General features: G+C 71.8%; 22 protein-coding genes. 14 read left to right on the plus strand and 8 right to left on the minus strand.

Translation table 11 applies throughout. From position 1 onward, the window contains the following. Nucleotides 1–66: 66 nt before the first annotated feature. Together OHS33_RS00435 and OHS33_RS00440 are read left to right on the plus strand one after the other, a co-directional pair. Nucleotides 67–900 carry an alpha/beta fold hydrolase gene (locus OHS33_RS00435; protein ID WP_330328346.1) on the plus strand — a complete coding sequence of 278 codons (834 nt, stop codon included), beginning with the start codon at nt 67–69 and terminating at the stop codon, nt 898–900. 432 nt (nt 901–1332) lie between these two features. After that, entirely contained in the window at nt 1333–2268 is a 936-nt protein-coding gene (locus OHS33_RS00440; protein WP_330328347.1) for an ATP-grasp domain-containing protein, read from the plus strand. 66 nt (nt 2269–2334) lie between these two features. Here OHS33_RS00440 and ligA read toward each other — a convergent pair whose 3' ends face one another. Next, a complete protein-coding gene (ligA, locus tag OHS33_RS00445) occupies nt 2335–4377 on the minus strand; it encodes an NAD-dependent DNA ligase LigA (RefSeq protein ID WP_330328348.1) in 2043 nt (680 codons plus the stop codon). A 193-nt stretch (nt 4378–4570) separates the two neighbouring features. Between ligA and OHS33_RS00450 the strand changes: the two genes are divergently transcribed. Then, complete coding sequence (locus OHS33_RS00450; RefSeq protein WP_330328349.1) at nt 4571–4912, plus strand: HopJ type III effector protein; 342 nt, start codon at nt 4571–4573, stop codon at nt 4910–4912. A gap of 66 nt (nt 4913–4978) precedes the next feature. Here OHS33_RS00450 and OHS33_RS00455 read toward each other — a convergent pair whose 3' ends face one another. Together OHS33_RS00455 and OHS33_RS00460 are read right to left on the minus strand one after the other, a co-directional pair. Continuing rightward, nucleotides 4979–5617 (minus strand): hypothetical protein, encoded by a 639-nt coding sequence (locus OHS33_RS00455; protein ID WP_330328350.1) that lies wholly within the window; start codon nt 5615–5617, stop codon nt 4979–4981. 110 nt (nt 5618–5727) lie between these two features. Beyond that, the gene (locus OHS33_RS00460; protein ID WP_330328351.1) at nt 5728–6063 is read right to left on the minus strand and encodes a hypothetical protein; all 336 of its coding nucleotides are present in this window, start codon (nt 6061–6063) and stop codon (nt 5728–5730) included. Nucleotides 6064–6224: 161 nt separating this feature from the next. Between OHS33_RS00460 and OHS33_RS00465 the strand changes: the two genes are divergently transcribed. After that, nucleotides 6225–7082: a serine/threonine-protein kinase gene (locus OHS33_RS00465; RefSeq protein ID WP_330328352.1), complete on the plus strand. Its 858-nt coding sequence runs from the start codon at nt 6225–6227 to the stop codon at nt 7080–7082. 94 nt (nt 7083–7176) lie between these two features. Beyond that, nucleotides 7177–10722 carry a serine/threonine-protein kinase gene (locus tag OHS33_RS00470; protein WP_330328353.1) on the plus strand — a complete coding sequence of 1182 codons (3546 nt, stop codon included), beginning with the start codon at nt 7177–7179 and terminating at the stop codon, nt 10720–10722. A 130-nt stretch (nt 10723–10852) separates the two neighbouring features. Here the strand turns inward: OHS33_RS00470 and OHS33_RS00475 are convergent, their stop codons facing one another. Next, the gene (locus OHS33_RS00475; RefSeq protein ID WP_330328354.1) at nt 10853–12517 is read right to left on the minus strand and encodes an alkaline phosphatase family protein; all 1665 of its coding nucleotides are present in this window, start codon (nt 12515–12517) and stop codon (nt 10853–10855) included. Nucleotides 12518–12706: 189 nt separating this feature from the next. Continuing rightward, nucleotides 12707–13765 carry a sphingomyelin phosphodiesterase gene (locus OHS33_RS00480; protein ID WP_330328355.1) on the minus strand — a complete coding sequence of 353 codons (1059 nt, stop codon included), beginning with the start codon at nt 13763–13765 and terminating at the stop codon, nt 12707–12709. Nucleotides 13766–14068: 303 nt separating this feature from the next. Between OHS33_RS00480 and OHS33_RS00485 the strand changes: the two genes are divergently transcribed. Then, nucleotides 14069–14665: a hypothetical protein gene (locus OHS33_RS00485; protein WP_330328356.1), complete on the plus strand. Its 597-nt coding sequence runs from the start codon at nt 14069–14071 to the stop codon at nt 14663–14665. Between the two features lie 13 nt (nt 14666–14678). Here the strand turns inward: OHS33_RS00485 and OHS33_RS00490 are convergent, their stop codons facing one another. After that, entirely contained in the window at nt 14679–18902 is a 4224-nt protein-coding gene (locus tag OHS33_RS00490; RefSeq protein WP_330328357.1) for a S8 family serine peptidase, read from the minus strand. Between the two features lie 91 nt (nt 18903–18993). On the opposite strand from OHS33_RS00490, the gene OHS33_RS00495 reads away from it, so the two are divergent. Then, a complete protein-coding gene (locus tag OHS33_RS00495; RefSeq protein ID WP_330328358.1) occupies nt 18994–19947 on the plus strand; it encodes a helix-turn-helix domain-containing protein in 954 nt (317 codons plus the stop codon). Nucleotides 19948–19996: 49 nt separating this feature from the next. On the opposite strand, the gene OHS33_RS00500 is transcribed toward OHS33_RS00495, so the two are convergent. Both OHS33_RS00500 and OHS33_RS00505 read right to left on the minus strand, forming a co-directional pair. Further along, the gene (locus tag OHS33_RS00500) at nt 19997–20437 is read right to left on the minus strand and encodes a hypothetical protein (protein WP_330328359.1); all 441 of its coding nucleotides are present in this window, start codon (nt 20435–20437) and stop codon (nt 19997–19999) included. A 101-nt stretch (nt 20438–20538) separates the two neighbouring features. Beyond that, entirely contained in the window at nt 20539–20991 is a 453-nt protein-coding gene (locus tag OHS33_RS00505; protein WP_330328360.1) for a DUF6463 family protein, read from the minus strand. Between the two features lie 19 nt (nt 20992–21010). Between OHS33_RS00505 and OHS33_RS00510 the strand changes: the two genes are divergently transcribed. The 7 genes from OHS33_RS00510 (at nt 21011) to OHS33_RS00540 (ending at nt 26398) form a co-directional block, all read left to right on the plus strand. Then, nucleotides 21011–21625 (plus strand): TetR-like C-terminal domain-containing protein, encoded by a 615-nt coding sequence (locus OHS33_RS00510; RefSeq protein ID WP_330328361.1) that lies wholly within the window; start codon nt 21011–21013, stop codon nt 21623–21625. 86 nt (nt 21626–21711) lie between these two features. Then, nucleotides 21712–22155 (plus strand): apotyrosinase chaperone MelC1, encoded by a 444-nt coding sequence (gene melC1 / locus OHS33_RS00515; RefSeq protein WP_330328362.1) that lies wholly within the window; start codon nt 21712–21714, stop codon nt 22153–22155. Next, on the plus strand, nt 22152–22997 hold the full coding sequence (gene melC2, locus OHS33_RS00520; protein ID WP_330328363.1) for a tyrosinase MelC2: 846 nt from the start codon (nt 22152–22154) through the stop codon (nt 22995–22997). The genes melC1 and melC2 overlap by 4 nt, the downstream gene beginning before the upstream one ends. Nucleotides 22998–23333: 336 nt before the next feature. After that, complete coding sequence (locus tag OHS33_RS00525) at nt 23334–25013, plus strand: SulP family inorganic anion transporter (RefSeq protein ID WP_330334852.1); 1680 nt, start codon at nt 23334–23336, stop codon at nt 25011–25013. After that, nucleotides 25010–25432: a pyridoxamine 5'-phosphate oxidase family protein gene (locus OHS33_RS00530; RefSeq protein ID WP_330328364.1), complete on the plus strand. Its 423-nt coding sequence runs from the start codon at nt 25010–25012 to the stop codon at nt 25430–25432. The genes OHS33_RS00525 and OHS33_RS00530 overlap by 4 nt, the downstream gene beginning before the upstream one ends. Next, a complete protein-coding gene (locus OHS33_RS00535; protein ID WP_330328365.1) occupies nt 25429–25854 on the plus strand; it encodes an ATP-binding protein in 426 nt (141 codons plus the stop codon). The genes OHS33_RS00530 and OHS33_RS00535 overlap by 4 nt, the downstream gene beginning before the upstream one ends. Before the next feature lie 208 nt (nt 25855–26062). Further along, the gene (locus OHS33_RS00540; RefSeq protein WP_330328366.1) at nt 26063–26398 is read left to right on the plus strand and encodes an ArsR/SmtB family transcription factor; all 336 of its coding nucleotides are present in this window, start codon (nt 26063–26065) and stop codon (nt 26396–26398) included. The last annotated feature ends 84 nt before the right edge of the window (nt 26399–26482 follow it).

Here is a 26482-nt window from a genome sequence, read left to right on the forward strand (position 1 = left end):
ATGAGAGAGAAGAGATGGCGGAGTTCTTCGCCGACACCGCGCGGATCATGGAGTTAGGGTGCCCGTATGAACGCCATGACCCTGCGCGGTACCACCCTCCACTACGACGACTTCGGACCGTCAACAGGTGCGCCCGTGCTCCTGGTTCACGGCCACCCCTTCGACCGCACCATGTGGGCGCCCCAGGCCGAGGCGCTGAGCGGGGCCGGCTACCGGGTGATCACCCCGGACCTGCGCGGCTACGGGCTCAGCGGGGTCACCCCGGGCAAGGTGTTGCTCTCCGACTTCGCCGACGACCTCGCCGCGCTCCTCGGCCACCTGGGCATCGACCGCGCGGTGGTCGGCGGCGTCTCGATGGGCGGTCAGATCGCCATGGAGTTCCGCCATCGTCACCCGGGGCGGGTGCGCGCCCTCGTCCTGTCCGACACCTCTGCCCCCGCCGAGACCGAGGACGGCAAGGAGTTCCGCAATCGCCTGGCCGACCGGCTCCTCGCCGAGGGCATGGACGGCTACGCGGGTGAGGTGATCGACAAGATGCTCGCCGCGTACAACGTCGACACGATGCCGGACGTGGCCGAGCGCGTGCTGTCCATGATGCGCGCCACCGACCCCCGCGGCGCCGCCGCCGCGTTGCGCGGGCGGGCTGAACGTCGGGACTACCGCGACACGTTGCCCGCCGTCCGGGAGCCGGTACTGATCGTCGTCGGGGCGGACGACGTGTACACCACCGTCGCGGACGCCGAGGCGATCCGGCGCCTGGTCCCCCACGCCTCCCTGGCCGTCATCGAGAAGGCCGGCCACCTGCCCGGCGCCGAACAGCCCGAGCGCTTCAACGCCGTACTGCTCGACTTCCTCACCACCCTGCCGCCGTGCCCGCGCCCGGAGGCCTCGCCGTCGTAGCGGTGGCGCACAGTGCACCGGATTCCGGGTCGCGCCCGGGTCCGTACGGCCAAGGAAGTTGAATCTGCGCCTAGTTCAGGATGCGGCGACGAGTTGGCGGTGCTGTGATGGAAGGAAGAGTGATGGACCAACCAAGGCACCAGTGGAGATGGTCGCAATGGCTTCCTTCAAGCTCGGAGATCCCGTTGAGCAGGAGCGGAGGGGACTGACGAAGTTCTCCTCCGGGTCCGCGGCGGCGGCGCCCCCCGTCGTCCTGCGTGTCCAGCCCGAGTCCTACATCCGCCTCCAGACCCCGGAAGAGTTGCGGGCCTGGGAAGAAGGCGTTCGCGCCACGACGGGCCTCAGGATCGATGCCAGCGCCATGGCGGGCTCGGCATCCGAGTCCTGTTCGTGCGGTTGCAGCGATGACTGCTGCGTGGACTGTCCCGAGTAATGATCCTCACCGTCTCGATCAAGGACGATCTGCACACACTCGCCATCCGGGAGGCCGCTGCCCGCCGCCACTACAGGCCGTTCCACGTCGTCGAATGCGACCGGATCAGCGGACAGCCCAGCCTCAGCTGGAGTTCACACGGGGACTCGCCCGCCACGGTTCTGACCTCCGAAGGGACCGCGGTAGCGCTGGAGGACGTCTCGGTGCTGTGGTGGCGGAGGATGAGGGCGAACCAGCAGACCTCCGCCCCCGCGGCGAGCGACCACGAGCGACGGCTGGTCAACAACGACTGCCGTGGAGCGCTCAGCGGCATGCTGGCGGCCGCCTTCGCAGGCCGGTGGGTGTCGTCCCCGGAGGCGACCGACCGTGCGGCGGACAAGCTCTACCAGCTCGCCGTGGCACGCGCGGAAGGCTTCCGGGTACCGCGCACCCTCGTGTCGCAGTCGCGCCTGGAGGTGATCGAGTTCGTCCGCCACACCGGCCGGGTCATCGTCAAGCCGGTGCTGGGGGCCAGCGGGCCGCTGATGTTCACTCAGTACCTGGACGACCCGTCCTCGATTCCCGAGGAGTCCTTCCGGGTGTGCCCCGCCGTCTACCAGGAATACATTCCTGGCCGGCGTCACATCAGGCTCAACTGCTTCGGTGAGGACATGTGTGCGGCCCTCATCGAAACGGACAGCCTCGACTGGCGCCCCGACCTGAACGTCCCCATCTCCAAGTGGGAGGTCCCGGAACCACTGGCCCGGCGGGTCACGGCAGTCCTGCGGCGGCTCGGCCTGCGCATGGGGATCATCGACATCAAACTGACGCCCGACGGCGAACCGGTATGGCTGGAGGTCAACCCTCAGGGGCAGTTCCTCTTCCTGGAGCCCCTCCTGGGCGAACCACTGGCCGACCGCTTCCTGGACTTCCTCATCTCGGAGGCCACGGTCTGACCGACCGGGTGCCGTGACCAGACCGCCCAAGAGCAGCCCGAACCAGAAGACCTAACGGAGTCCCTACTAGGAGGTGGGGAGGAGATCGGCGACGAGGACGGCGAATTCCTCGGGGTCGAGGATGCGGATGCCCAGTTCTTCGGCCTTGGTGCGCTTTGAGCCGGCCTTCTCGCCCGCCACCACGAGCGTGGTGCGCTTGGACACCGACGACGAGGGTTTTCCGCCGGCCCGCTCGATCAGCTCGTTCATCTCGTTCCGGGACAACACCGCGAGGGGGCCGGTCATGGAGCCGGTCACCACGACGGCCTGTCCGGCCAGCGGGCCGCCCGGCGGGTCCTCGACGTCGTTCGGGTCGGTCGTCGCGGGCTTCTGCGGCTCGGTGACCTGTGTGCCGACCTGCTGGGCCTGGAGTTTGTCGAGGAGCGGGGCGAGTTCGACGAGTTCGGCCGCGATGACGCGGGCCTTCTCGGTGCCGATGCCGGCGACCCCGGCCAGCGTGTCCGCGTCGGCGGCCCGGATCGCGGCCATCGAGCCGAAGTACGCGGCGATCCGGCGGGACATCGTGCGCCCGGTGCCGCGGACACCGAGGGCGCAGAACACGCGGCTCAATGCGGCCCCGCGGGCGGTCTCGATCGCGGCCAGGAGGTTGGCGGCGCTGGTCTCCCCCATCCGCTCCAGACCGAGGAGCTGCTCGCGGGTCAGCGTGAACAGGTCGGCGACGTCCTGGACCAGACCGGCCTCCACCAGCTGGATCGCGCGCGTGCCGCCGAGACCTTCGATGTCGAGCTGGTCCCGGCCGGCCGCGTAGATCACCGAGGCCACGGTCTGGCAGCTCCGGCCGCGCACGCACCGCCACCGCTGCTCGGAGGTGTCGATCGCGTCGCCACAGCGGGGGCACGCCTCGGGGAAGGCGATCGGGCTCTCGGCGCCGGTGCGCTGGTCGACCAGTGGTGCCTCGACCCGGGGGATCACGTCGCCGGCCCGGTACACGAACACCTGGTCGCCGATCATGAGCCCGCGACGGGTGATGTCGGACGGGTTGTGAAGCGTGGCGTAGGTGACCGTCACTCCGTCGATGACCACCGGCTCCAGGACAGCGCGCGGGGCGATGATCCCGGTCCGGCCGACGTTCCACTCCACCGCCAGCAGGCGCGTCACCTTGTGTTCGGCCGCCAGTTTCCGGGCCACCGCCCACCTCGGGGCGCGCGAGCCGTTGCCGGCCTGGCGCTGGTCCTCGGCCGTGTCGGCCTTGACGACGACACCGTCGATCCCGAACGGCAGCTCTGCGCGCAGGCCGGCGATCATGTCGATACGTTCCTGCACCTGCTCCACCGTCTCGCACCGCATCGGGGCGACGGCCGTGCCGACGGCCGTGTTCGCGCCGAGCGCGGCCAGGTGCTCCAGCAGAGCGACATGGCCGAGGCCATCCAGGCCGATGGCGCTGTAGGCGAAGAAGGTCAACTCGATCCGGTAGGGGCGGTCCTTGGCCCGCAGGGTACCGGCCGCTCCGCTGCGCGGGTGGGCGAAGGCCGTGGCGTCATGGGCGAGCCGGATCCGGTTGGCCTCCTCGAACTGCGCTGTCGTCAGCAGCACCTCGCCGCGCAATTCGACGTCGAGCGGCTCGGTGAGTACGGGCGGCAGGCCGAGGACGGCGTCGGCGGCGTGGGTGATGTCCTCGCCGGCCAAGCCGTCGCCGCGGGTGAGGACCTGAACGAGGCGACCACCCCGGTACCGCGCGGCCACCGCGAGGCCGTCGAGCTTCGGCTCCACACACCACGCGGCCACAGGGTGCCCGAGACGCCGTTCCAGCCCCGCGGCCCACTCGGCGAGTTCGTCGGCGTCGAAGACGTTGTCGAGGGAGAGCATCGGCACCGAGTGCGGCACATCACCCTGCACGGCCCCGCCCGCCACCTTCCCGGTCGGCGACTGGGCGAGCACCTCGTCAGGGTGGGCCTCCTCGTAGGCCGCGATGGCGCGCAGCAGCACGTCGTACTCGTCGTCACCGAGCGGGGTGGTCCCGTCGCCGTAATACGCGGCCGACGCCGTCACGGCGGTGGTCACGGCCTCGACGTAGGCGGCAGGAGAGAGCAGGGCACTGTTTTCGGTCATGAAGGTCATCATGCTGCCCCGCACTGACAACGCCCGCCGCCCGACCCCGTCGTGCCGCGGTGCACATCGTGGCCTGCGGAGATGCCGCTCGTTCGGACGCGTGGCGCAGTTCTCAGCAGCTGACCACAAGAGGGGTATCGTCGTCCGGTCACGGACGTCAATCGGATCGTCCGTTCAACCCAGGGGAACCGACATGACTGATCTGGACTCGCTGCGGGCAAGCCTCGCGTCAGGTGAGCACGAGTTCGCCGACACCTTGGCCTTCGTCTCCGCGCACTACGCGTATCAGCCGCAGGCGTTCCGCAACGGGGACGTGGAGAATGCCGCGGGTGAGAACGAGGGTTCCTGCAAGACGCTGGGACTGGCCCTGCTGGAAGGGCTGAGCGACCAAGAGGCGCTGCTGGCGTTCGGTGAGCACTACCGCAGTGTGGTGGCGACGCCGACCGGCACGGATCACGCCAACATCCGCAACCTCATGGCCCACGGCCTGGCAGGCGTGAGCTTCACCGGGCAGCCGTTGGCCCGCACGAGCTGAACAGCGAAATCATCGGAATCCGGGCGCGCCCCAAAGGTCACGTCCACGCGGCGCCCACCGCGGCTCTCAGGCCGCGTCCGGCTCGCGGCGGACGGCGACCGGGGCGGAGCGGGTGATCTCCTCGCGGAGCGCGTTCACGGCCTCGCGCAGTACGTCGGCTCCCACGATGTTCAGCAGGAGGATGCCGAGGGCGTACGACTTCTGGGCATCGGTCATGGAGCTGTCCGCGAGCGCCCGTACCGCCTCGCCCAGTTCCTTCTGCTCGTCCGTCGAGCCGTTCTGCAGCAGGGCCAGGCAGAAGGCGGGCAGGGCCAGGTGCGCCTTGTCGAATGAAATGTCCCGCATGATCGTCGAGACCTCGCGGGAGCGCGCCCCGGCCCGCGTACGGTCGACACCGCGGTCCGCGGCGGTGAGCAGGACCGCGAGCACCGTACTCGGGCCGACCCCGACGTCCTGGTCGCCGACCCGGACGTTCAGCAGTGAGCTGCGGAAGAGCGCGAGCGCCCCGAACCCCGCCACCACCACCTGCGCGACCGCCACACTGCCCGGGTCGCTCGCGCCGAAGGTCCAGTGGAAGGTCTGTGCGAGCAGCAGCGCTCCCCCCGCGGCGGCTCCGTTGATCCCGGCGTAGAACCAGGCGCTCACCACGGTCAGCAGGGCTGACGGTGTGTCGCGGTAGCGCGACACCAACTCGGCTGTTCCCACGAGCACTCCGAGTCCCCAGACAACGGCGTACGCGTACATCGTCCCCCTCGATCGCTCCTGCTCCACTGAGCCGGCGCGCCACCGGGCCGCCGTGCCGCCGCGATGCCGCGTTACGTCGCTTCGGTGAAGCCCGCCCCGCGCTCGGTCAGCTCCACGATGTCGTCGGCGCCGTCCGTCCGCAGTGCCACCAGTTCCCGCTCCGTGAGGCGGACCAGTTCCTGCGCGATGTCCAGGGTGCTGAGCCCCAGCACGCGCCGTACGTCCTCCAGCCGCATCGGACCCCGTTCCGCGAGCAGGCGCAGCAGTCTCAGGCCCTTGCCCGTTACCGCGTCCGGGCTCTGTGCGGACGGGCTCTGCGCGGACGAGCCGTCCGACCGGCCCGCTCTGGCACGGTCGGCCGTGTTGAGGAAGGTGCTGAACGGATCAGCGGACTCTGGCTGCGGCATTCGACCTCCTTGCGTCACCGGGTGCGGCACTCCGCGTCTCCGTCTCCATGATGCCCTGTCGCGAACGACTGATTCCAGACCGGTTCCTTTCTCCACGACACGAGTTGAGTACGTTGGGTATGCACGGAAAGCAGTCTGGCGGTCCGTCAGGGGGAACGGTCGTGGCAGAAGAGGGTCTTGCGACGTTCGGTGCGTGGGTGGTCGAACGGGAGCTGGGGCGCGGCTCCATGGGCGTGGTCTACGCCGTGTTCGACCGGGGAAGCGGTGAGCGCCGCGCGTTGAAGACCCTGCGCTCCGACGGTCCGCAGCCGTCGGCCGAGGCGCTCGCCCTCTTCGAGCGGGAGGTCCGGATCTGCACGGAACTCCGGCACCCCCACCTGGTCCGTCTGGACGGCTCCGGGCACACGGGCGCCGTCCACTGGCTGGTCATGGAGCTGTGCGAGGGCGGTTCGCTGATGGATCTCGTCCGTACGGGCGGGCCGCTCCCCGCGGCCCGGGCGGTGCCCCTCGTCGTTGACGTACTCGACGGCCTCACGTACGCCCATGAGGTACGGGGCGCCGTGCACCGCGACATCAAACCGCAGAACATCCTGCTGGGCCCGGGTACGGAGAGCACGGCGGCCAGCCGACCGGTGGCGAAGATCGCCGACTTCGGTCTGGCCAAGGCGTACGCGACAGCGGGGCTCAGCGGTCTGACCGCGACCGGATCGGTCTCGGGAACGCCCGCGTTCATGCCCCGCGCACAGCTCGTCAACTACAAGTACGCCCAGCCCCATGTGGACGTCTGGGCGACGGCCGCCACGCTGTACTTCCTTCTGACGGGCCACACGCCCCGGGACTTTCCCGTCGGCCGCGACCCCTGGCTGACCGTCACCACCACGGCGGCCGTGCCGGTCGGGGAGCGGGGGGTCCCGCTCCCCGACCGGCTGGAACGGGTCCTCGACCGGGCGCTGCGCGACGGCCCCGAGCCGGAATTCCGCACCGCTGACGCCTTCAAGAAGGCCCTTCAGGCCACCTGAGCCCCACTCCTACGACGCACGGCACGGTGCGGCACGGCGCGCACCGCAGACGGCACACGGCACACGGCACACGGCGGACATGGAGGAGGCCGGGATGGCGACGACGGCAGCGGCGATGGCGGACTGGGAGCCAGGCGCCCTCCTACTCAAAGAGTTCACCGTCGAGCGGATTCTGGGCGAGGGCGGTTTCGGCCGCGTCGCGCTCGTCCGCAACCTCAGGTCCGGCGAGCCCTACGCCGTCAAGCGGCTCCACAGCCTGGATCCGGTCCACCAGGGAAACCTGCTCACCGAGGCACAGCGCTGGATCGCGCTGCCTCCCCATCCGCACATCACCGAATGCCGCTTCACCCGGAGTGTGGGCGACCGGTTGGCCGTGTTCAGCGCGTACGCGCCGGGCGGTTCCCTCGACGACCGCATCCGGTCCGGCGAGCTCTTCGGCAGCGGCGGCGCGCCCGCGCTGCGCCGGGTGCTCGCCATCGCGGCACAGGCCGCCTGGGGGCTGGAGACGGCCCACGCGGCGGGGCTGCTGCACCTCGACGTCAAGCCCGCCAACATCCTCTTCGGCGCCGACGGGGCCGCGATGATCACCGACTTCGGGCTGGCGGACGTACCGGAACAGGACACGGAGAGGGTGCTGTCCGAGGAGGCGGTGCTCGACCATCTCGCGGCGGATCCGTCGTTGGACGCCAGGGAACGCGAAGCCTTCAAGGGGGTGCTCGGCCGGGCGCTGGGGTTCGGCGGGGCGCCCGCCGATGACCTCTTCGTCGCGGCGGCCCGCGGCCGGACCACGGCGTACGCCTCCCCGGAACAGGCCGAAGGACGGCAGGTGGGGCCCTCCGCCGACGTGTGGAGCTGGGCCGTCACCGTACTGGAGATGCTCGTCGGGGAGCGCACCTGGATGTCCGGGACCGTGGCCGCGCTCGCGCTGGAGACCGCGTGCCGGGAACGGCTCACCGACCGCTCGCTCCCCGTACCGCCGCGCCTGGCCGGACTGCTGCGGGAGTGCTTCCGGGACGATCCCTCCGCGCGGCCCGGATCACTGGGGCAGGTCGCCGACGTACTGCTGGACATCGCCCGGGAGGAGACGGGCGGACCGCTGGAGGTCGGCGCACCGCCCCGGCTCGCTCCCGGCAGCGAACGCCCCCGGCTGTACGAGCGCCGGTCGGTCCACGGCGCGGAGTGGGCGGACCCCCGCGGCCTCCTCCACTACGCGTACGAAACCGCGGCACTCGACCTCCGGGAGGCCGTCGCCTTCTGGCCCCGGCGCGCGGGCGGCCTCCAGTCCCGGCTGCTGGAGGACCTGCGGACCCTCAACGAGGCCTGGCGGGTGCTCTCCGGCCTGTCCGCGAGCCCGTCGGCCGGGGCCCCGGCCCAGGGGGCCGAGATCGCGGCCGCGCTCGCGCGGTGCGCGTGGAGCGTCGCCGAGGTCCAGCAGCAACTGGGCGATGTGGCGGCCTCCATCGACCACTACCGCCAGGCGTTGCGGATCCTCGACGCCCTCCCGCCCGCGACGACCCGCACCACGCTCCCGCCGGTCCTGATCTCCCTGTCCATCGCTCTGCGCCGCGGCGGCGCAGAGCCGGAGTCCCTGGTCGTCGCCGACCGTGCCATCGCCGCCGCGCGGCTGCTGGAGGACCCCCAGGAGGGCGCCACCGCGCTCGGTTCGGCGCTGCTGACCAAGGCGAACACGCTGGAGCGGACGGAAGGTGCCGCCGAGGCACTGTACGAGGCCTCCGCGGCGGCCTTCCGCTCGGCAGGGGACGCCTCGGGCGAGGCCAAGGCGCTCGCGGGGCTGGCCGCCTTGATGGACACACAGGGCCGGCCGGAGCGCGCCGCCGGTCTGTGGGACGAGGTCGACCGCACGCTGTCGGCGTACAGCGGCGCGTTCCGGCGGGACCTGCAGGCGACGCGCGCCTCGATCCGGCTCAACCGGGCCCAGCTCTCCCCCGCCCGCTCCCCGGAGCAGCTCAGCCGCGCCACCGCGGCCGTGGACCTCTACGGCCCCCTCGTTCGCGAACAGGGCCTGCACGAATTCGCCGGGGAACTGGGCACGGCCCTGTGCCTCGTCGGCATCGGAACGGAGCACCGGGGCGACCCCCGGGCGGCCCTCGCGGCGTACCAGGAGGCCTCCGAACTGCTCCAGGACGCCGTGCTGCGCGACGGGCGCGCCGAACTCGCCCACCAGCTCGCCGAGTCCTACGACCACGCGTCGACGCTCATCCGCGATCTGGACGGCCCGCGGCGCGCGGTCGAACCGGCGCGGCGCGCCGTCGACATGTGGCGTCGGCTGACGGGCCTGGACGGGATCGCCCGGTGGGGCGGGGGGCTCGCCGCCGCACTGGAGAAGCTCGCGGTCTCACTGCTCGAGGCCGACCTGCTCGACGAGGCGGAGCAGCGGATCGACGACGGCCTCCAGGTCGTGGCCGACCCGGGATGGAACGAACGGTGGTGCGTGGCCGAGGCGATGCTGCACCGGACCAGGGGCGTCGTGTACCGGCGCGGAGGCCGCCTGGGTGAGGCGCATCGCGCGTGTGCGCGGGCGCTGGAGATCCTGGAGGGCGCGGAGGGGCACGACGCGGCGCGCGCCCGCCTCTACGCGACGCAGACCATCGCCGCCGTGCTCGGTGACGCCGGTGAGTACCGCGAGGCGTTGCGGGCCCACGAGGTCATCGCGGCACAGACGCAGGAGCTGGTGCGTGAGCAGGTCCTGCCCGTCGCGGACCTGGCCGATGCCTTCCAGCGGCTGGCCAACTCCTTTACGGCGTACGGTCTTCCGGCCGCGGCGGCGGACGCCGCGCGCGCGTCCCTGGAGGCGTACGACCTGAGCATCGGGCAAGGGCGTTCGGACCTGGTCGCGGAGGCCGCCCGGACCAGGGGGACGTTGGCCATCGCACTGCAGCGGTCGGGTGCACTGCGCGGTGCGCTGGAGGCGTTGGAGGAGGCACTGGACGCCTACCGCGGGGTTCCCGAGGGCGATGAGAGCATGCGCAGGGCCGCTCGGGTGGTGCCGGGACGCGCTGCGTCCCGTGGCACGTCCGGCGACGGGACCGGTGCCGCGACCACGCCGGAAGCCACACCGGGCGAGCGTGCCTTCGTACTGCGCGGCTTCGGTGCCTTGGCCGCCGAGCTGCGCGAGACCCTCGGCTCGCGTCCCGCCGACCTGCCCCGCCGGCTGTCCGAACTCCGCGAACGCTACGAGTCGGCGGTGGCGGGCAGCCGGGCCGGAAGTCCCCGGGAGGCGTCGATGCTGCTGGAGGGCCTCGCCGGTACCCTCACCTGGCTGGCCGCCGCCCACCAGGACGACCGCATCGACCAGTTGAGCGCCGAGACCGGTCTGGCACAGGGCATGGCCGCGATGTACTGCGGCCGCGAGGCGGCGGCCGACCACGGGTTCCGGCAGGCCGTCGACAGCTACCACCTGCTGGTCATGGAGCGGCGCCGCCCCGAGTTCACCGAGAGCTGGTTCAAAGCCTGGATCGGCATGGCATCGAGCCTCGTCCTCCAGGGCGACGACGCCGCGGCAGACGAGACGGTCCGCGAACTGATCGCACACGTAAGGCGGCTCCTCCCCCGCGAGGTCCGGCAGTGGAACCGCCTCGCGGAATCGGCCCTGCGGGAGATGAGGCAGGCACGGGGGTGACCGCTTGGCGGGCTCGTCCTCGCCGTTGCCGCGTGGGGAGCCGGAGAGCCGTGCTTGGTTCGGTCAGCGGCCGCGGTGAGGGCCGCACGCCGGCTGGTGTGCGGCCCTCGGGGTGGGTGCGGGGTCCGGGTCAGTGGACCGGGAGGACGCTCGTGTGTTCCTGGCGTACTGCCTGGAGGGACTTGGGGTCGAGGCCGAGCAGGCTCAGGATGGTCGGCGCGATCTGCTTGGTCTCCACCTTCGCCGAGAGCGTCTTGCCGCCGTGGGCGCCTGCGCCCGAGATGACGAGCGGGACGTTCAGGTCGTCGGCGTGGGTGCCACCGTGCTCGGCGATCTTCCCCTTGCCGCCGGTGTAGACGACGCCGTACTGGACGGTGCCGAAGACGTCCGGGACGCGGGCGTCACCGGGCTTGACGCCGAAGCGCTCGGCCGCGGCCCTGCCGGCGTAGACCTCGCTCAGGCCGCCCTGGGTGAAGGCCTTGGGCTTGCCGTTGATGTCGTTGCCGGTACCGCTCTGCTCCAGCAGGAACTTCTTGGCGAAGCCGGTCGCCTCCTCGGAGCGGTCGTTCAGCCAGAGCAGCATGGCGTCGTCGTCCACGGAGTGCGCGACCAGGTCTCCGGCGGCCGGGTGGAGCTTCTTCCAGGCGGCGTTGAGGCCGTCCAGCATCGGGCCGTCACTGATCCGGGTGAGCGCGGCGGGGTCGGTGGGCGACTGGCCGTGCTTGGCGGACAGGATGACCGTGGTGCTCTGCGCCAGGTGCTTCTTGCGGAGCTCGGCGGTCAGCGCGCCGATCTGGCCGTCGACGTACTCCAGGCTCTTCGTCAGCAGCGGGCCGGGGACGTCCTTGGACGTGTAGCCGCCCGTGGCGCCGTCCGAGGTCGGCAGCTTCTGCGCGGTCGACACCGACTGGAGGTTGAGGCCGAAGATCGCGGGCGTGCCGACCTTGTGGGTGCGGCTGTGGTCGTAGCCGTCGATCTCATTGAGGACGGCCTGGACCTTGTAGCCGTCGTACTGCTGGGTGGCCTTGTTGTCCTTGGTCCAGTCGGCCCCGGTCTGGTAGCCGGTGGCGTCGCTGTTGATCTCGGGGGTGAAGAGATCCTGGATGCCGGTGCCCGAGGGGCCGCCCAGGATCTCGTAGGCCGCGTGCTTGTCGGACCACGCGGTCCGCAGACCAGCCTGGCGGGCCACCTCGAAGATGGTGTTCACCTGGAGGTAGGAGTGCGGGTAGACCGGCTCGCAGGTCTTGGGGTCGACCGGCAGCTTGGCGGGGTTCAGCAGGTTGGAGGGGTGGCCGGTCATCTGGAGGATGCTGCCCGGCAGACCCGTCAGGCCCTGACCGGCGTCGAGGGCGTGCTGGTTCCTGTCCAGGTTCTCGGTGAGGTCCACCTCCACGCCGGGCTTTACGCCCGCGCACGTGGTGGTGCCGGCCGGGAGGAGGGACGCGTCGTACGTGTCGTCGTAGTAGACGCCAGTGGTGCCGGGGCCGCCGCCGGTGGCCTGGGCGATCATGCCGGGGAAGGAGTCGGAGGGGTTCGTGGTGGCGGCGTTGGTGTACTGCACGCCGCCGCCGACGAGGCGGGCCAGCGCCGAGTGCGGGTGCTGCGCGACGTACCAGGCCAGGTCGGACTGGTGCAGGCCGTCCACAGAGATCAGCAGGACGTGCTGGGCGGCCGCGCGGTGCCGCCCTTCGGCATCGGCGCCGTTGGTGGCGGTGGCGGCCTGGGCGGTGGCCGCGCCCGCCAGGGCGCAGGCAGCGGCGAGGACGGTTGCGAGGCGGATGGAACGTCGAGTCACGGGGATCCCTCGGGGCTGGCACATCACGGCAGGTGAAGGGCGCGGTGCGGCGCAGACGTCATGCTGAGGGCGCCCGATGTACCGGCAGCGGCGCGCACGTGAACGCTCCACGAAGGGCCGATATTTTGCCATGTCCGGTAATTGCCCCCGCGGGCCCACACAGGCCCGCGGGGGCCCGCGGGACCGGGATCAGCCGAGCTGGAAGGTCGCCTCGACCGGGTAGTGGTCGCTGGGCGAGCGGGTGTCCAGCTGTCCCGGCGTCCAGCCCGTCTGCGGGTCGAAGTCGGCCTTGACGGTGGGCAGCGCCGCCGGGGTGGGGCGGCCGGGGGCGTTGAGGTAGCCGAGGTAGTCCAGGTTGTCCTGGTAGTCCTTGGGGAAGGTCTCGACGTCGGCCATGTACCGGCACCACGCCGAGACCGTGCAGTCCATGGTGGACGGCGTGGCGCCGAGGGCCGGGGTGCCGAGCGAACCGCCCACGGCGGACTGGGCGTTGGCGAAGTCGCCGCGCGACTGGCCGTGCGTGTACTCGACGTTGAGGTCGCCGCCGATGAGGACCGGCGCCGACGAGCCCACGATCCCGTCCACCCAGTGGCGTATCTCGCCGAGCTGGCCCAGGCGGGTGGCCTGGGTGGTGTCGGTGGAGGTGTTGGACTGGTCGGCCTGGAGATGGGTTCCGACCACCCAGGCCTTGGTGCCGTTCTTGTCGATCTGGGCGAGTGCGGCGCCCTTGTTGGCGTTGTAGTCCCAGGTGCCGGAGGTGGAGCCGTCGTAGATGTGCGCGTACTGGGCGGTGATGGGGTACTTGGACAGGATCATCGTCCCGCCGTTGATCACGAACCAGGAGCTGGAGCAGTTGCCGCTGACCCCGTTCCAGCCGCCGCCCGAACACGACTGGCCGACCACCGGGGTGCGGTACGGGTAGAGGTCGGCGAGCTTGTCGGAGATGTCGGTGGTGGAGGTGTGGTTGAACAGCTCGTCCAGGATCACGACGTCCGCGCTGTGCTGACGGATGATCGATTCGACCACCGGGGTGCGCTCGGCCGCCTTCTCCTTCTGCGTGGAGTCGACGACCGCCGTGCCCATGTCCACGTTCCACGCGAAGACCGAGAGGGTCGGAGCCGTGGCTGCCGCGGTTGCCGTAGCGGGCGCCGCGTGGGCGGCCGCGCCCTGGAGCAGGACGGTCCCCCCGAGGAGTGCGGCCGCAGCGGCGAAAGCGGTGAGTGCGGGGGCGGATCGGGGCGCGTGCATGGGGGGCTCCTGATGGTCGCTGAGTGCTGCGCGGTGGGGACGGCGGAAATGTAGCTACTCGCGAGTACATCCAGAAGAACGGCGGCTGATCCATTCATGGCCCCGAGATGGCGGCGGGCCCGATTTGCCCGCGGCGTGCGTGAGGTGGAACCTGGCTGTGAGGTCCGCGGGGACCCGGCGGCCGAGTACGCTGCGCCGCCCCGGGTTCGCGACCACCGTGCTCCCGGCCGTCGACCATGCCGCGGCCGCCCGGCCGCCCGGCCGCCACCGCGCGGGAGCCGCGCTTCCAGCCGAGGTGACTCCATGACTCACCGTTCGCTGCCACGACGCCTCGTCATCCATGCCACCTCCGTCGCGCTGGCGGCGGCCGGAGCGCTGCTGCCCGCACGCGCGTGGGCAGCAGGCCCGGTCATGCCGCGCCTCCCCGTGGCACGCACCCTTCCGGCAGCTGACTGGGTGGATGTGACCGACGACCCCAGTGGCATCACGTTCAAGCTTCCGGCACGGCCCACGGTGACCAGGACCAGCAAGCCGGACTGCCGCATGTACGCGGCCGCGAGCGCCGCGACGAGCGAAACCGTCTCCGTCTGCGACATCCCCGGCACCGACAAGGTGGACTACCTCTACTCGACGGCCGATGGAGCCCTCGACGCGTTCCGCAAGAAGGCGGGGAACGACGTGGACTCCGGCACCCAGGAGACCGAGGTGGAGGGCCGCCCCGCCTTGGACCTGCACGCGTCCGGCAAGAACGACCCCCCTCAGCGCCTCCTGTTCACCGCTCGCTACATCGCCGACGACCCCTACAGCGTCTCGGCCTTGAGCTTCGCCTACGCGAAGAACGAGAAGGCCCTGGACCAGGAGCACCGGCAGCTCCTCGACAGCCTCCACCTGCCTCCGTGATGCGCGGGGTGGGTCAGCGGCGCAGCTTCAGGCGGTGTACCCCGCCGTCGACCGTGCCGACGTAGAGCGTGCGGCCGTCGGGGGCGGCGGCCAGTTTGGTGGTGTCGGTGTTCTGCAGGCCGTTCGAGACGTTCTCCCACGTCAGGCCGTTGTCGGTGCTGCGCAGTACGCCCCGGCCGCCCTGGACGAGTCCGGACGCGGTCGAGCCGGTGGTAGCTGCGTAGAGCGCTCCGCCGACCCGCAGCAGGTCCGAGACGTGGACCGCGAGCGGGCCGGTGTCGGCGGCGGCGAAGGTCTTGCCGTCATCGGTGCTGACCCGGACCGACGAACCGCCGACGACCAGGCGTCGGCCGTCCATCACGAGCGCGGAGACGGGGCCCTCGGCCACCTTGGTCTTGGTGACGCCGCCGTCGTCCGAGCGGTAGAGACCCGAGGAGTTGCCGAGCCAGAGGCGCCGCGGATTCCGGGGGTCACCGGCCATGGCGTCGAAGGACCTCTCGTGGAAGAGGTTCTTCCATGTCCTGCCGCCGTCGGTCGTCGAGAACAGCCCGTCGCCGAGGATGCTCCTGAAGCTGATGGCCACCCGGTCCGGGTCGGCCGGGTGGACCAGGATCGACGTCGGTATCTCCGACGACGTGCCCTTCACCTGCCAGGTCCGGCCGGCGTCACCACTGCGGGAGACCTCGAAGAGGCCGGTCGCGGTGCGCCGGACCTGCCACACCACCTTGGTGTCCTTGGGCGAGACGGCGATGTGCGAGGTGAGACGACCGGTCCTGCCCTCCGCCCCGGACTGGCCCCACTCGGGGCCGGCGACGGGGATCGCGGTGCGGTAGGTGCCGCTCACGGTTCCGGCGAGCAGTTGGTCTCCGCTGGCCGCGAGGGCCAAGGTGGTCAGGCCCTGGACGCCGATCCTGCGGTAGCCGGCGCCGTCGGCCGAGCCGCGGTACAGGCCGTCCTGTTCGCTGGACACGGTCACCGAGCCGTCGGCCCAGCGGTCGTAGTCCATCGCGATGGCGGCCTTCGAGGGGGCGGGCACGGGCTTCCAGGTCCTGCCGTGGTCGCGGCTCACCTGCCCGGCGCCGAACAGGGCGCGCAGGTACAGGTCGCCGCCGGAGGCGGACAGTCCGTTGCCGCCCTCGGGCAGGGGCAGCAGGGTGGTCCAGGTGCGGCCCTTGTCGTAGGAGCCGCGGATGCCCGTACCGGGGACGTAGGCCGCCACGACGGTGGAGTCGGCCGCCAGGCCGCGGAGGGTGTTCACCGGCTCGTCGAGGACGAGGTGCGCCGTACCGGGGTCGCCCTTGCCGACGCCGTCGATCCGCCAGACGCCGTCGAAGGTCGCCAGGTACAGGGTGTCGCCGACGAGGGTGGCGTCGCGGACGGCGCCGGTCACTCCGGTGGGGTACGTCGCCCAGCTGTCGCCCGCGTCGGTGCTGACCAGCAGCGTGCCGCCGGCCAGCGCGGCGAGGGTACGGGTCTGCTCGTCCGCGACGAACGCGTCGATGTGCGCGTCGGGCACGTCGAGCCCCCGCCAGGTGCGGCCGTTGTCGTCGGTGCGCAGGATCGTGCCCCGGCGGGTGGGGTCGGCGGCCGTGTTCACGGCGTACCACCAGCGGTCGGGGCGGCGGGCGTCGATCACGACCGATCCGGTGCCGTTGCCGTCGGCGATCGGCAGCCTGCCCACCTGGCGCCAGTTGGCGCCGCCGTCGGTGGTCAGCCAGGGGGCGGCCTTGCGGAACTGGGTGACGACGGCCTGCTTCGGCCGGGCGGGCGAGAGCGCGAGGTGGCCGGCCTCGCTGTTCGGGCCGATGGGCTCCCAGCGGTCGCCGCGGCTGTCGGCGGGGGTGACCTCGAAGGCGCCGGCTCCGGTGATCCGCCGGCCGTCAGCGGTCGTGGCCCGTACGGCCAGTTGGTAGGCGCCGGCCGCCTTCCCGGTCACGTCGGCCTGGTAGTAGCCGGCGCCGTTCATGGTGGTGGGCAGTGTGAAGGCCTTGCCGTGCGGCGGGGTGACCGTGATCTCCGGCGGCGCCTTCAGGGCGGCCGGGGAGGCGACGTGCACGGTGGAGCGGCCGTCGCTCGGGTCGGGGGACGCCTGGACGACCAGGTGCCGGGCGACGAGCAGGTACGGAACCCGCAGGGCCGGGCCGTGCTCGGGGGTGGCCGTGATCCGGCCGCTGATCTCCGTGTCGGTGGCCGGGCGGTCGGCGCGCAGGGTGACGGTGACGGTCGCGGATCCCCCGGCGGGGATGGCGGCCTTCGCCGGGGACACGGTGGTGGGCCCGGTACTGGTGAGGGTGACGGTCAGCGGTTCTTTGCCGGGGTTGGCCAGGCGTACCGTCGCGGCGGCGCCGACGGCCTTGTCCGTCAGGTCGGCGAGGCCGAACGACACGGCCGTCGGGGAGGCGCTGAGGACGGCCGAGGCCGCGGCGGCCACGTCGAGCCGTCCGTTGCCCTGGACGGTGGGTCCGGTGCCGGCGAGCTGCTTCGCGGTGCCGACCAGGGCGGACCTGATCCCGTCGGGGTTCTGGTCCGGGCGCAGTTGGCGCAGCAGGGCGGCGGCTCCGGCGACGTGCGGGCTCGCCATCGAGGTGCCCGACATGCGGTAGACGCCGGGTGCGTACATCGAGGTGGGGATCGTGGAGCGGATCTCCACACCGGGTGCGACCAGGTCGGGCTTGAGGCCGAAGCCGGTGCCGGGTCCGCGCGACGAGAACGAGGCGATCTCGTCGGTGGAGTCGGTGCCGCGCAGGGTGACGGACACCTTGCCGGCGGCCAGTTCACGGCTCAGCTGGGCGTACTGGGTCGTGTCGATGCCCATGACGACCAGGCGGTCCATGCGCAACGAGTCGCCGGAGGCGGCGGTCCGGGTGAGGTCGGGGCGGGCGGGGGTCGCCGGGACCTCGACCGTTCCCGGGGTGGCGGCGAGCACGGGTCCGCTGTTTTCCGGACGGCCGCCGAGCACGGCGAGCGCGCCGCGCTTCTCGGCCTCGCGTGCCCAGTCGATGTCGCTCCCGCTCAGAACCTCCGTACTCGGCGGGACGAGGATGTCGGCGCGCAGGATCTTGCCGCGTACGTCACCGACCCGCTTCCAGTCCTCGGCGGTGCCCGCGCCGACGTCCACGAGCGGCGCGGTGACCGGTTCCCGGGGCGGGTTCGCGGACAGGATGCCCCGGTAGGTCTGGATCAGTTCGGGCTCCTTGCCCGCCAGGTACGCGCTGGGCATCCGCAGCCCGCTGGTGGAGGCGCCGACCGCGATGACGCCGTCGGCCGACGCCGGGGTGTTGACGGTGCCGCTGCCGGGCCCGTCGTTGCCCGCCGCCGCGACGACGACCACTCCGGCCCGTACGGCGGCGGTCGCCGCGCGGCCCAGCGGGTCGGTGCCGTCACCGGGGCCGCCGAGGCTCATGTTGATGACGTCGGCCCGGTGGGGGTTGGCCGGGTCGGCCGCCGCCTCGATGCCGGCGATGATGTCGGAGGTGTAGCCGCTGCCGTCGGCGCCGATGACCTTGTAGGCCAGCAGGCTCGCGTCGGGCGCCATGCCGGTGACTCCTCCCTTCGTGGCCGCCTTGCCCGCGATGATGCCCGCGACGTGGGTGCCGTGACCGTTGTCGTCCATCGGGTCGTCGTCGCCATTGGCGAAGTCGAAGCCGCCGACGACCTTGTGGCCCTTGCCGAAGCCGCCGCCCAGGTCGGGGTGGCCGTAGTCCACGCCGCTGTCCAGGACCGCCACGACGGTGCCCTTGCCGGTGGCCTTCACCCCGGCCGGGTCCTCGCGCTTCCAGACCTCGGGCGCGCCGGTGAGCGGCACGCTGGCGTCCGTACGCACCTGCATCCGGGTGTCGGGCCGGACGGCGGTGACGCCCGGCAGCGCGGTCAGCCGCGCCGTCTCGGAGGCGGGCACCGTCATCGCCACGGCGTTGACGAGCAGGCCGAGTTTGCGGGGTGAGGCGGGGTGCAGTCCGGCTTCCCGCACCGTCCCCACGAAGGCGTCCTGCCGTGTCGCCAGGGCCCGCTTGGCGTCGCCGACGGCGGAGGTGGTGCCGGCGGCCAGGGAGGTGAGCGAGCCGCCGGGGGCCGCCGCGACGGCGGCGTCCCCGGACAGTTCGACGATGACCCGCTGGTTCGGGTCGGGTGACTGCGCGGTCGCGGTGCCGGGCATCGCGCTGAGCGTCCCGGCCAGCGCGACGGTGGTGACCGCAACCGCCAGCAGGCGTCGGGTACTTCGTGGGTTGTTGACCATGGGGAGAAGTCCTAGCCCCGAAGTCACTCTCCGTACAACAGATCGTGGCGGCCCATTGCTGCCGCTGGCACAAGTGGGCCAGTATCCGGATATGACGAACGATCTCACCGCCGCAGGCATCGATCCGTTCGACGAGAGCGTCTACCGGGCCGTGCTGACCCGGCGCACGGCGGTCCCGACCGAGCTCGCCGCCGACCTCGGCTGCTCCCCCCTCCGCGCCTCCAGGGCGCTGGACCGGCTGCACGACCACGGCCTCGTCGGGCGGCTCGCGGGCGTCCGGCGCCGGTACGCGGCGATCGAGCCGGGAGCCGCGGTGGAGTCCCTGGTGCGGACCAGGGCCGCGGAGCTGGACCGGGTCCGTACGGCGGCGGGCGAGCTGTCCCGCCTCTTCGCGGCGGCCCAGTCCGGCACCGCCGGGGAGGACGAGGTGGAGATCACCACCGGCCGCGAGGCGCTCGGCCGCTGGTTCGTCCGCCTCCAGCAGGAGGCGCGCGAGGACGTCATGACGCTGGACCGGCCGCCGTACGCGCTCACCACCTCCAACCCGGTGGAGAGCACGGCGCTGGGGCGCGGTGTGCGCTACCGCGCGGTCTACGCCCCCGAGGCGCTGGAGTGGCCGGGGGTGCTCCAGGACATCCGCGGACTCGTGCGCCATGGCGAGCAGGCCCGGGTGATGCCGGGCCTGCGGATCAAACTGGCCATCGCGGACCGCCGGCTGGCCCTGATGCCGCTCTCCCTGGACCTCGACGGCGTACGCGCCGCGGTCATCCGCCCCTCCACCCTGCTGGACGCCCTCACCGACTACTGGGAGCTGTGCTGGAAACAGGCCCTGCCGCTCGACGTCCCCGCCGAGGACCCGCTGGGCGAGGAGGATCGCCTCGTACTCACCCTGCTGGTCAGCGGCCTCAAGGACGAAGCCATAGCCCGCCAGCTCGGCTGGTCGGTCCGCACCATGCGCCGGCGCATGAGCCGCCTGCACGAACTCCTGGGCGCGGTCAACCGCTTCCAGGCCGGCGTCGTCGCGGCCCGCCGCGGCTGGATCTGACCCACCCGCCGCCGGGCCGGGGCGGACACACGCACCTGGCGATCCCCGGTCAGCGGCGGCCGGTGGACAGGACCACGAGGAACTGGCCGCCGCCGGCCTGGATGTCGGCGCTCACCGGCAGCCCCGGTACCAGGCGGGAGAACCGGTCCACCAGCCAGTCCGCCGCCTCTTGGGCGTCCTTCCTGGTCGGACAGCGGCCCACCATCTCGCGGCCGCCCTTGCGCTCCAGCCGCTCGGCAACGGTGATCAGCGGCGCGGGTTCGGCCACGTACAGGCGCTCCGGCCAGGCGATGACCACCTTGACCGCGCCCTTGCGGGAGTTGCACCCGCGGTGCGCGAGCCGCTCGGTGACCTTGGCCTTCCGGTCGGCGGTCCGGCTGTCGACGCTGGGCCCCCGCGGGTCGTTCACGGACTCGTCGGGGTCGACCGGTTCGTCACACACCCAGCACTGCCAGCCGTCACGCTCGGCCACATCATCAAGGAGACTCATCCGAGCAAACTACCTGCCCGGGCGTCACCCCGCGCACACCAGGGCTGCGGAAACGTCCCGGAACCGGCGGCGTGCGCCCGTTCGGTGATCCGGCACGGCACTCACGACCGCCGGGCCCTGGACGCGAGGATGAGCAGCGCGGCCGGGACCAGGCCCAGCGGGAACCCGGACGGCGCCAGAATCCACCCGTCCAGCGCCACCCAGCCCGCCAGGACCCAGCCCACGTAGCGCGGGACCTCCTGGCCGGTGCGGGCCATCCGCGCCAGCAGCAGGCCGAGCAGGATCAGCGGCACGGCGAACCCTCCGGGCAGCGCCCAGAACAGCCGCACCGCCTCGGCGTGGAGGTCGGGGTCGGTGACGCCGTGCAGTTCGCCCGACAGCCAACCGGCCCATTGGGGGCGGGCCTTGACGGCGAAGAAGGCGATGTGGAGGCCGCCGATGGACACCGCGCTGCGCCCTGCCCACAGGGTCAGGGTGTGGGCGCGAGTGGTGCCGCCGGCGGGAGTGGTGCCGCCCGCGGGAGCAGTTTCGAGACGTGCAGTTCCGATACTCATAGTTCCGTATGATGGGGCAATGCAGCCTCCGAAGCAACCCACCGGCCGTCCGCGCGAGACCCGCGTGGACGACGCGATCCGCGACGCGGTACGCGAGTTGGTGCCGCGCGTGGGATACGCCGGCCTGACCATGGACGCCATCGCCGCCAAGGCGGGCATCGGCAAAGCGGCCATCTACCGCCGGCACGCCTCACGCGGCGAACTCGTCTTCTCGGTCCTCGTCCACGGGCGGGAAACGCGGCCCCTGCCCGACACGGGAACGCTCACCGGCGACCTCACCGCGCTCGCGAACCTGATCCTGGGGATCTTCTCCGACCCGGTGACCGCCGCGGCCACCCCCGGGCTCTTCGCGGATCTGAAGCAGCAGCCCGACATCGCCGCGCGGTTCCAGGAGACCTTCATCGCCGAAGAACGCGCACAGATCGCCGCCTTGCTGGAACGCGCCCACCGACGGGGCGAACTGGCCACACCGGCAGACCCCGCATGGGTGCACACCGCCGTACTCGGCACCGCGTACGCCTGGGTGTTCCTCTTCGCCCAGCCGCCCACCCCCGCCCTCGCTTCGCGCATCGCCACGCTCGCCGAGGCGGCCGCCCGGGGCACGGGACTCCCGGGGGAGCCCGGAATCGACTGAAAAGCCACTTGTTCCGTGGGTGACCCGCCTTTAGTTGCCCGGGCCACTGATCAACTCTCCGCGCTCCTCTGATACTTCTTCGAGCCATGAAGAAGATCACCCGCCGGCAGGCCCTGGGCATGACCGCCGGCGCAGCCACTGCCATCGGACTGACGACCGCCTGCTCGTCCTCGTCGGCCGGCAAACCCGCCGCCGGCCCGGCGGCCGACGCGTCCGCCCCGGGCGCTCCAGGCGCCTCGGGCGTGTCCAAAACCATCACCCCCATCGACGAGGTCTACCAGGGCCGCCGGATCCAGATATCGCTCGCCACCGGCGGTCACCACGACGGCGGCCACCACATGCCCGCCATGCCCTCCGTGCGCATCGACGGCAACGAGCTGCACCTCATGCCCAATGCCGACGGCAGCTGGATCACCGTGGTCAACCACTACGAGACGTTCGCCGACCCCATCACGGCCGCCCGGGCCGCCGTCCGCGACCTCCAGGGCGCCGTCCTCGTCCCGCTCGGCCCCAATGGAGATCCGGCATGACCGTCATCCGCAAGAACCAGGCCGCGCTCACTCCCGCCGAGAAGCGCGCCTTCACCAACGCGCTGCTCGAACTCAAGCGCAACGGCACCTACGACCGCTTCGTCAGTGCCCACAACGCTTTCCTGATGAACGACAGCGACTTCGGCAAGCGGGTCGGCCACCGCTCCCCTTCCTTCCTGCCCTGGCACCGCCGTTTCCTGCTCGACTTCGAGGCGGAGCTGCAGCGCGTGGACCCGAAGGTCTCGATCCCGTACTGGGACTGGACCGTCGACCGCACGCCCGGCTCCTCCCTGTGGGCCGCCGACTTCCTCGGCGGCACGGCGAGGGCCCGGGACGGCCAGGTGCTCGACGGGCCCTTCGCCTACGCGGGCGGCAAGTGGGCCATCACCGTAGGGGTGGACCGGCGCACGTACCTGCGGCGCGCGCTCGGCGCGGGCGGGACCCAGCTGCCGACCAAGGCCGAGGTCAACGCCGTACTGAACATGGCGGAGTACGACACGGCTCCCTGGAACAGCGCGTCCAACGGCTTCCGCAACAACCTGGAGGGCTGGCGCGGCTCCAACCTCCACAACCGGGTCCACGTGTGGGTGGGCGGTCAGATGGCCAGTGCGGCGTCTCCCAACGAGCCGGTGTTCTGGCTGCACCACGCCTTCATCGACATGCTGTGGGCCGAGTGGCAGAACCGGCACCCCAAGTCCACGTACCTGCCCGCCACCCCGACGCCGGACGTGGTCGACCTGCACGGCACCATGCGGCCGTGGAACAACGTGACGCCGGCCGACATGCTGGACCACCGCAAGTTCTACACCTTCGACACCGAACAGGCGGGCGCCCGCCAGTAGCTGCGCGGCCTGGATTCTTTACGGGCCCGGTCGGGGGTGCGTCCCCGGCCGGGCCCGTACCCCCGGCCGGCCCGGAATCGGGCAGGGCTCCACAGGATCTACGAATTGCAAAAGTCTGCAATTTCATAGATGCTGTGGGCGCTGTGCTCGCGGGTGGCCGCAGGCACGGCACCAAGCCGTCTGCCCCGCTGCCCGGGGTGGTGAGAAGGGTGCGAGGCCATGCCGGTTCCGCTGACGCGAGCCCGAGGTTCCGGCCTCGTGACCGTGCAGACCGTCCTGACCTCCGCGCTCGGCCGGGTCCGTTCCGTGCTGCCCGCTCGGGCCGACTTCGCGGTCATGGGCCGCAGCCCCCGCCGGGACCTCCTGGCCGGGCTCACCGTGGCGATCGTCGCCCTTCCCCTCGCGCTCGGTTTCGGGGTGTCCTCCGGGCTGGGGGCGGAAGCGGGGCTGGCGACCGCCGTGGTCGCCGGCGCGCTCGCCGCCGTGTTCGGCGGGTCGAACCTCCAGGTGTCCGGGCCGACCGGTGCGATGACCGTGGTCCTGGTCCCGATCGTTGCCCGGTACGGGCCCGGCGGCGTCCTGACGGTCGGGCTGATGGCCGGTGTGCTGCTGATCTGTCTCGCCCTGCTGCGGGCGGGACAGTACATGCGGTACGTGCCGGCGCCGGTGGTGGAGGGCTTCACCCTCGGCATCGCGTGCGTGATCGGCCTCCAGCAGATCCCGGGCGCGCTCGGGGTGGCCAAGCCGGAGGGCGAACAGGTTCTGCTCGTGGCCTGGCGTGCACTCGTGGCCTTCACGGCATTCCCGAACTGGACCGCGATCGGTCTTTCGGCCGGTGTCGCGGCGGTCATGCTGGCAGGGGCCCGGTGGAAGCCGACGGTCCCCTTCTCCGTCGTCGCGGTGATCGCCGCGACCGTGATCGTGCAGGTGTTCCACCTGGGCGCGGCGGCCCCGATCGGAGACCTCCCTTCCGGCCTGCCCGCCCCTTCCCTCGCCTTCCTCGACCTGTCCGCCCTCGGCTCGCTGCTCGCCCCGGCCGTGGCGGTGGCCGCACTGGCCGCGCTGGAGTCCCTGCTGTCGGCGACCGTCGCGGACGGGATGACGGTGGGGCAGCGGCACGACCCGGACAGGGAGCTGTTCGGGCAGGGCATCGCCAACCTGGCGGCCCCGCTGTTCGGCGGCGTCCCGGCGACGGCCGCGATAGCGCGGACCGCGGTCAACGTCCGTACCGGCGCCACCTCCCGACTGGCCGCGCTCACGCACGCCGCCGTGCTCGCGGTGATCGTGTTCGCCGCGGCCCCCCTCGTCTCGAAGATCCCACTGGCCGCGCTCGCCGGCGTGCTGCTGGCGACGGCGATCCGCATGGTGGAGGTCGGCTCGCTGCGGGCGATGGCCAAGGCGACGCGCTCGGACGCCGTCGTACTCGTCCTGACCGCCGCCGCCACCCTGCTCCTCGACCTCGTCTACGCGGTGATCATCGGCCTCGTCGTCGCCGGAGCCCTCGCCCTGAAGGCGGTCGCGAGCCAGGCGCGCATGGAGCAGGTGGACTTCCGTCCGGACCTGCCCGGCGAGCACAGCGAGGAGGAACACGCCCTGCTGGCGGAGCACATCGTCGCCTATCGCATCGACGGCCCCCTCTTCTTCGCCGGCGCCCACCGCTTCCTCCTGGAACTCTCCGAGGTCGCCGACGTCAAGGTGGTGATCCTGCGCATGTCCAGGGTGACCACCCTGGACGCCACCGGCGCGCTCGTCCTCAAGGACGCCGTTCAGAAGCTGAACCGGCGCGGCATCGCCGTCATGACCTCCGGCATCCGGCCCGGCCAGCGCCGGGCCCTGGACGCGGTCGGCGCGCTGGACCTGCTGCGCCAGGAGGAACGTGAATACGCCACCACCCCCGAAGCCATCGCCGGGGCCCGCAAACACCTGGAGCAGGCGGGACTGCTGCCCCGGACACATCACCGACCACATCTCCAGCCGCATCCCCGAACGCACCGCATCCGGAAGGCCGCACGATGACCGTCCCCGCCGACCGCCACCTCATCGAGGTCTCCGGCACCGAGGCCCTGTGGCTCCTCGAAGGCTCCAGCCAAGGCCGCCTCGTCTACGTCCAGCGGGAGATCGCGATGGTCCGCCCCGCCACGCACGTGATGGAGTTCGGGCGCCTGATCGTGCGCGTACCCGTTCAGTCCACGGCCGTGCTGGGCCGCTCCCCGCTGACCTACCAGGTCGACGAGATCAACAGCCCGGCGGGAACCGGCTGGACGGTCACCGTCCACGGCCCGGCCGACGTCATCGGCGATCCCACAGAGGCCGCCCACCACCGGCGCACCCTCGCGGGCTGGACCCACGGCCCGCACGACACCCTGCTCCGGCTGCACCCGCAACAGGTGTCCGGGTTCCGCCTGGCCCGCACGGTTTCGGGGGCGGGCCGGTGAGCGTCCAAGTCGAGACGATGCCCTACCGGCACGTGCTGGACGTACCCGCCATGGGCTCGGCCGTCCGCACCGCCCGCGAGACCACCGAACTCGTCCTCGTGGAGTGCGGGGTGGGGCTGCGTCATCCGAGCGTGGGCCCGGCCCTGCTGATCCTGGCCGAACTGGTCACCAACGCCGTCCGCCACGCCGCCTGCCTCTCCCCGAACATCACCGTCACCTACGCGCACGGGCCGGGTGCGTTCGCGTTCGCCGTCCACGACCGCCACCCCTACCAGCCCGCCCTGTTCCGGGCGCTCGCCACCGCCCCGGGCAGCGGCCTGGCCATGGTGATGGAGATGACGATGGAGCTGGGCGGCACCGCCGTCGTACGCGCTGACGCGGACGTCCGGGGCAAGGCCATCTGGATCACGCTCCCCCTGTGATGAGCGAGCCGTGCTGTCCGTGGCCGCCCACGGGGCGCAGGACCCGCTCGCGGCGGGACGAACGTCACGAAGGCCGCCCAACGGGTGCCAGGAGTTGCAGGGATCTGCAATTGTGGAGGTCACAAGGTGTGAGGAGGGGCGAATGGCTGCCCCTGCACAGGAACGGTTCCGGGTGGATGCAATGGACAAGCACGGCAGAGGTACCCAGGTGAGCACACCGCTGTACCAGCTCAAGGCGGAGTTCTTCAAAACGCTGGGGCACCCGGTCCGCATCCGTGTCCTGGAACTCCTGTCCGTACGCGAGTACGCGGTCGCCGAGATGCTTCCGGAGGTCGGGGTGGAGGCCGCGAGCCTCTCCCAGCAGCTGGCCGTCCTGCGCAAGGCCAACCTGGTGGTCACCCGCCGCGAAGGCTCCACCGTGTACTACAAGCTCACCCACCCCCAGATCGCCGAACTCCTGAGGGTCGCCCGCGGCATCCTCTCCGGCGTCCTGGAAGGCCAGGCCGAACTCCTGGCCGACCTCCGCGCCACCAGCCACAGCTAGGGGCCTGTGAGGGCCTCGCCCCCGCTCCCCCCATACGGCGGCCGTCTTCCGTTAGTGCGGGTTCAACGCGCTTCTGACACCGGA

The sequence above is a fragment of the Streptomyces sp. NBC_00536 genome, from assembly GCF_036346295.1.
Taxonomy (GTDB): domain Bacteria; phylum Actinomycetota; class Actinomycetes; order Streptomycetales; family Streptomycetaceae; genus Streptomyces.

Excerpts from the sequence above, each read along its gene's own strand:
- OHS33_RS00525 (WP_330334852.1), top strand. The coding sequence starts at position 23,334 with ATGGGCCGCAGCCCCCGCCGGGACCTCCTGGCCGGGCTCACCGTGGCG.
- OHS33_RS00450 (WP_330328349.1), top strand. The coding sequence starts at position 4,571 with ATGACTGATCTGGACTCGCTGCGGGCAAGCCTCGCGTCAGGTGAGCAC.
- OHS33_RS00530 (WP_330328364.1), top strand. The coding sequence starts at position 25,010 with ATGACCGTCCCCGCCGACCGCCACCTCATCGAGGTCTCCGGCACCGAG.
- OHS33_RS00500 (WP_330328359.1), bottom strand. The coding sequence starts at position 20,437 with ATGAGTCTCCTTGATGATGTGGCCGAGCGTGACGGCTGGCAGTGCTGG.
- melC1 (WP_330328362.1), top strand. The coding sequence starts at position 21,712 with ATGAAGAAGATCACCCGCCGGCAGGCCCTGGGCATGACCGCCGGCGCA.
- ligA (WP_330328348.1), bottom strand. The coding sequence starts at position 4,377 with ATGACCGAAAACAGTGCCCTGCTCTCTCCTGCCGCCTACGTCGAGGCC.
- OHS33_RS00495 (WP_330328358.1), top strand. The coding sequence starts at position 18,994 with ATGACGAACGATCTCACCGCCGCAGGCATCGATCCGTTCGACGAGAGC.
- melC2 (WP_330328363.1), top strand. The coding sequence starts at position 22,152 with ATGACCGTCATCCGCAAGAACCAGGCCGCGCTCACTCCCGCCGAGAAG.
- OHS33_RS00510 (WP_330328361.1), top strand. The coding sequence starts at position 21,011 with ATGCAGCCTCCGAAGCAACCCACCGGCCGTCCGCGCGAGACCCGCGTG.
- OHS33_RS00480 (WP_330328355.1), bottom strand. The coding sequence starts at position 13,765 with ATGCACGCGCCCCGATCCGCCCCCGCACTCACCGCTTTCGCCGCTGCG.
- OHS33_RS00490 (WP_330328357.1), bottom strand. The coding sequence starts at position 18,902 with ATGGTCAACAACCCACGAAGTACCCGACGCCTGCTGGCGGTTGCGGTC.
- OHS33_RS00440 (WP_330328347.1), top strand. The coding sequence starts at position 1,333 with ATGATCCTCACCGTCTCGATCAAGGACGATCTGCACACACTCGCCATC.
- OHS33_RS00470 (WP_330328353.1), top strand. The coding sequence starts at position 7,177 with ATGGCGACGACGGCAGCGGCGATGGCGGACTGGGAGCCAGGCGCCCTC.
- OHS33_RS00485 (WP_330328356.1), top strand. The coding sequence starts at position 14,069 with ATGACTCACCGTTCGCTGCCACGACGCCTCGTCATCCATGCCACCTCC.
- OHS33_RS00505 (WP_330328360.1), bottom strand. The coding sequence starts at position 20,991 with ATGAGTATCGGAACTGCACGTCTCGAAACTGCTCCCGCGGGCGGCACC.
- OHS33_RS00435 (WP_330328346.1), top strand. The coding sequence starts at position 67 with ATGAACGCCATGACCCTGCGCGGTACCACCCTCCACTACGACGACTTC.
- OHS33_RS00460 (WP_330328351.1), bottom strand. The coding sequence starts at position 6,063 with ATGCCGCAGCCAGAGTCCGCTGATCCGTTCAGCACCTTCCTCAACACG.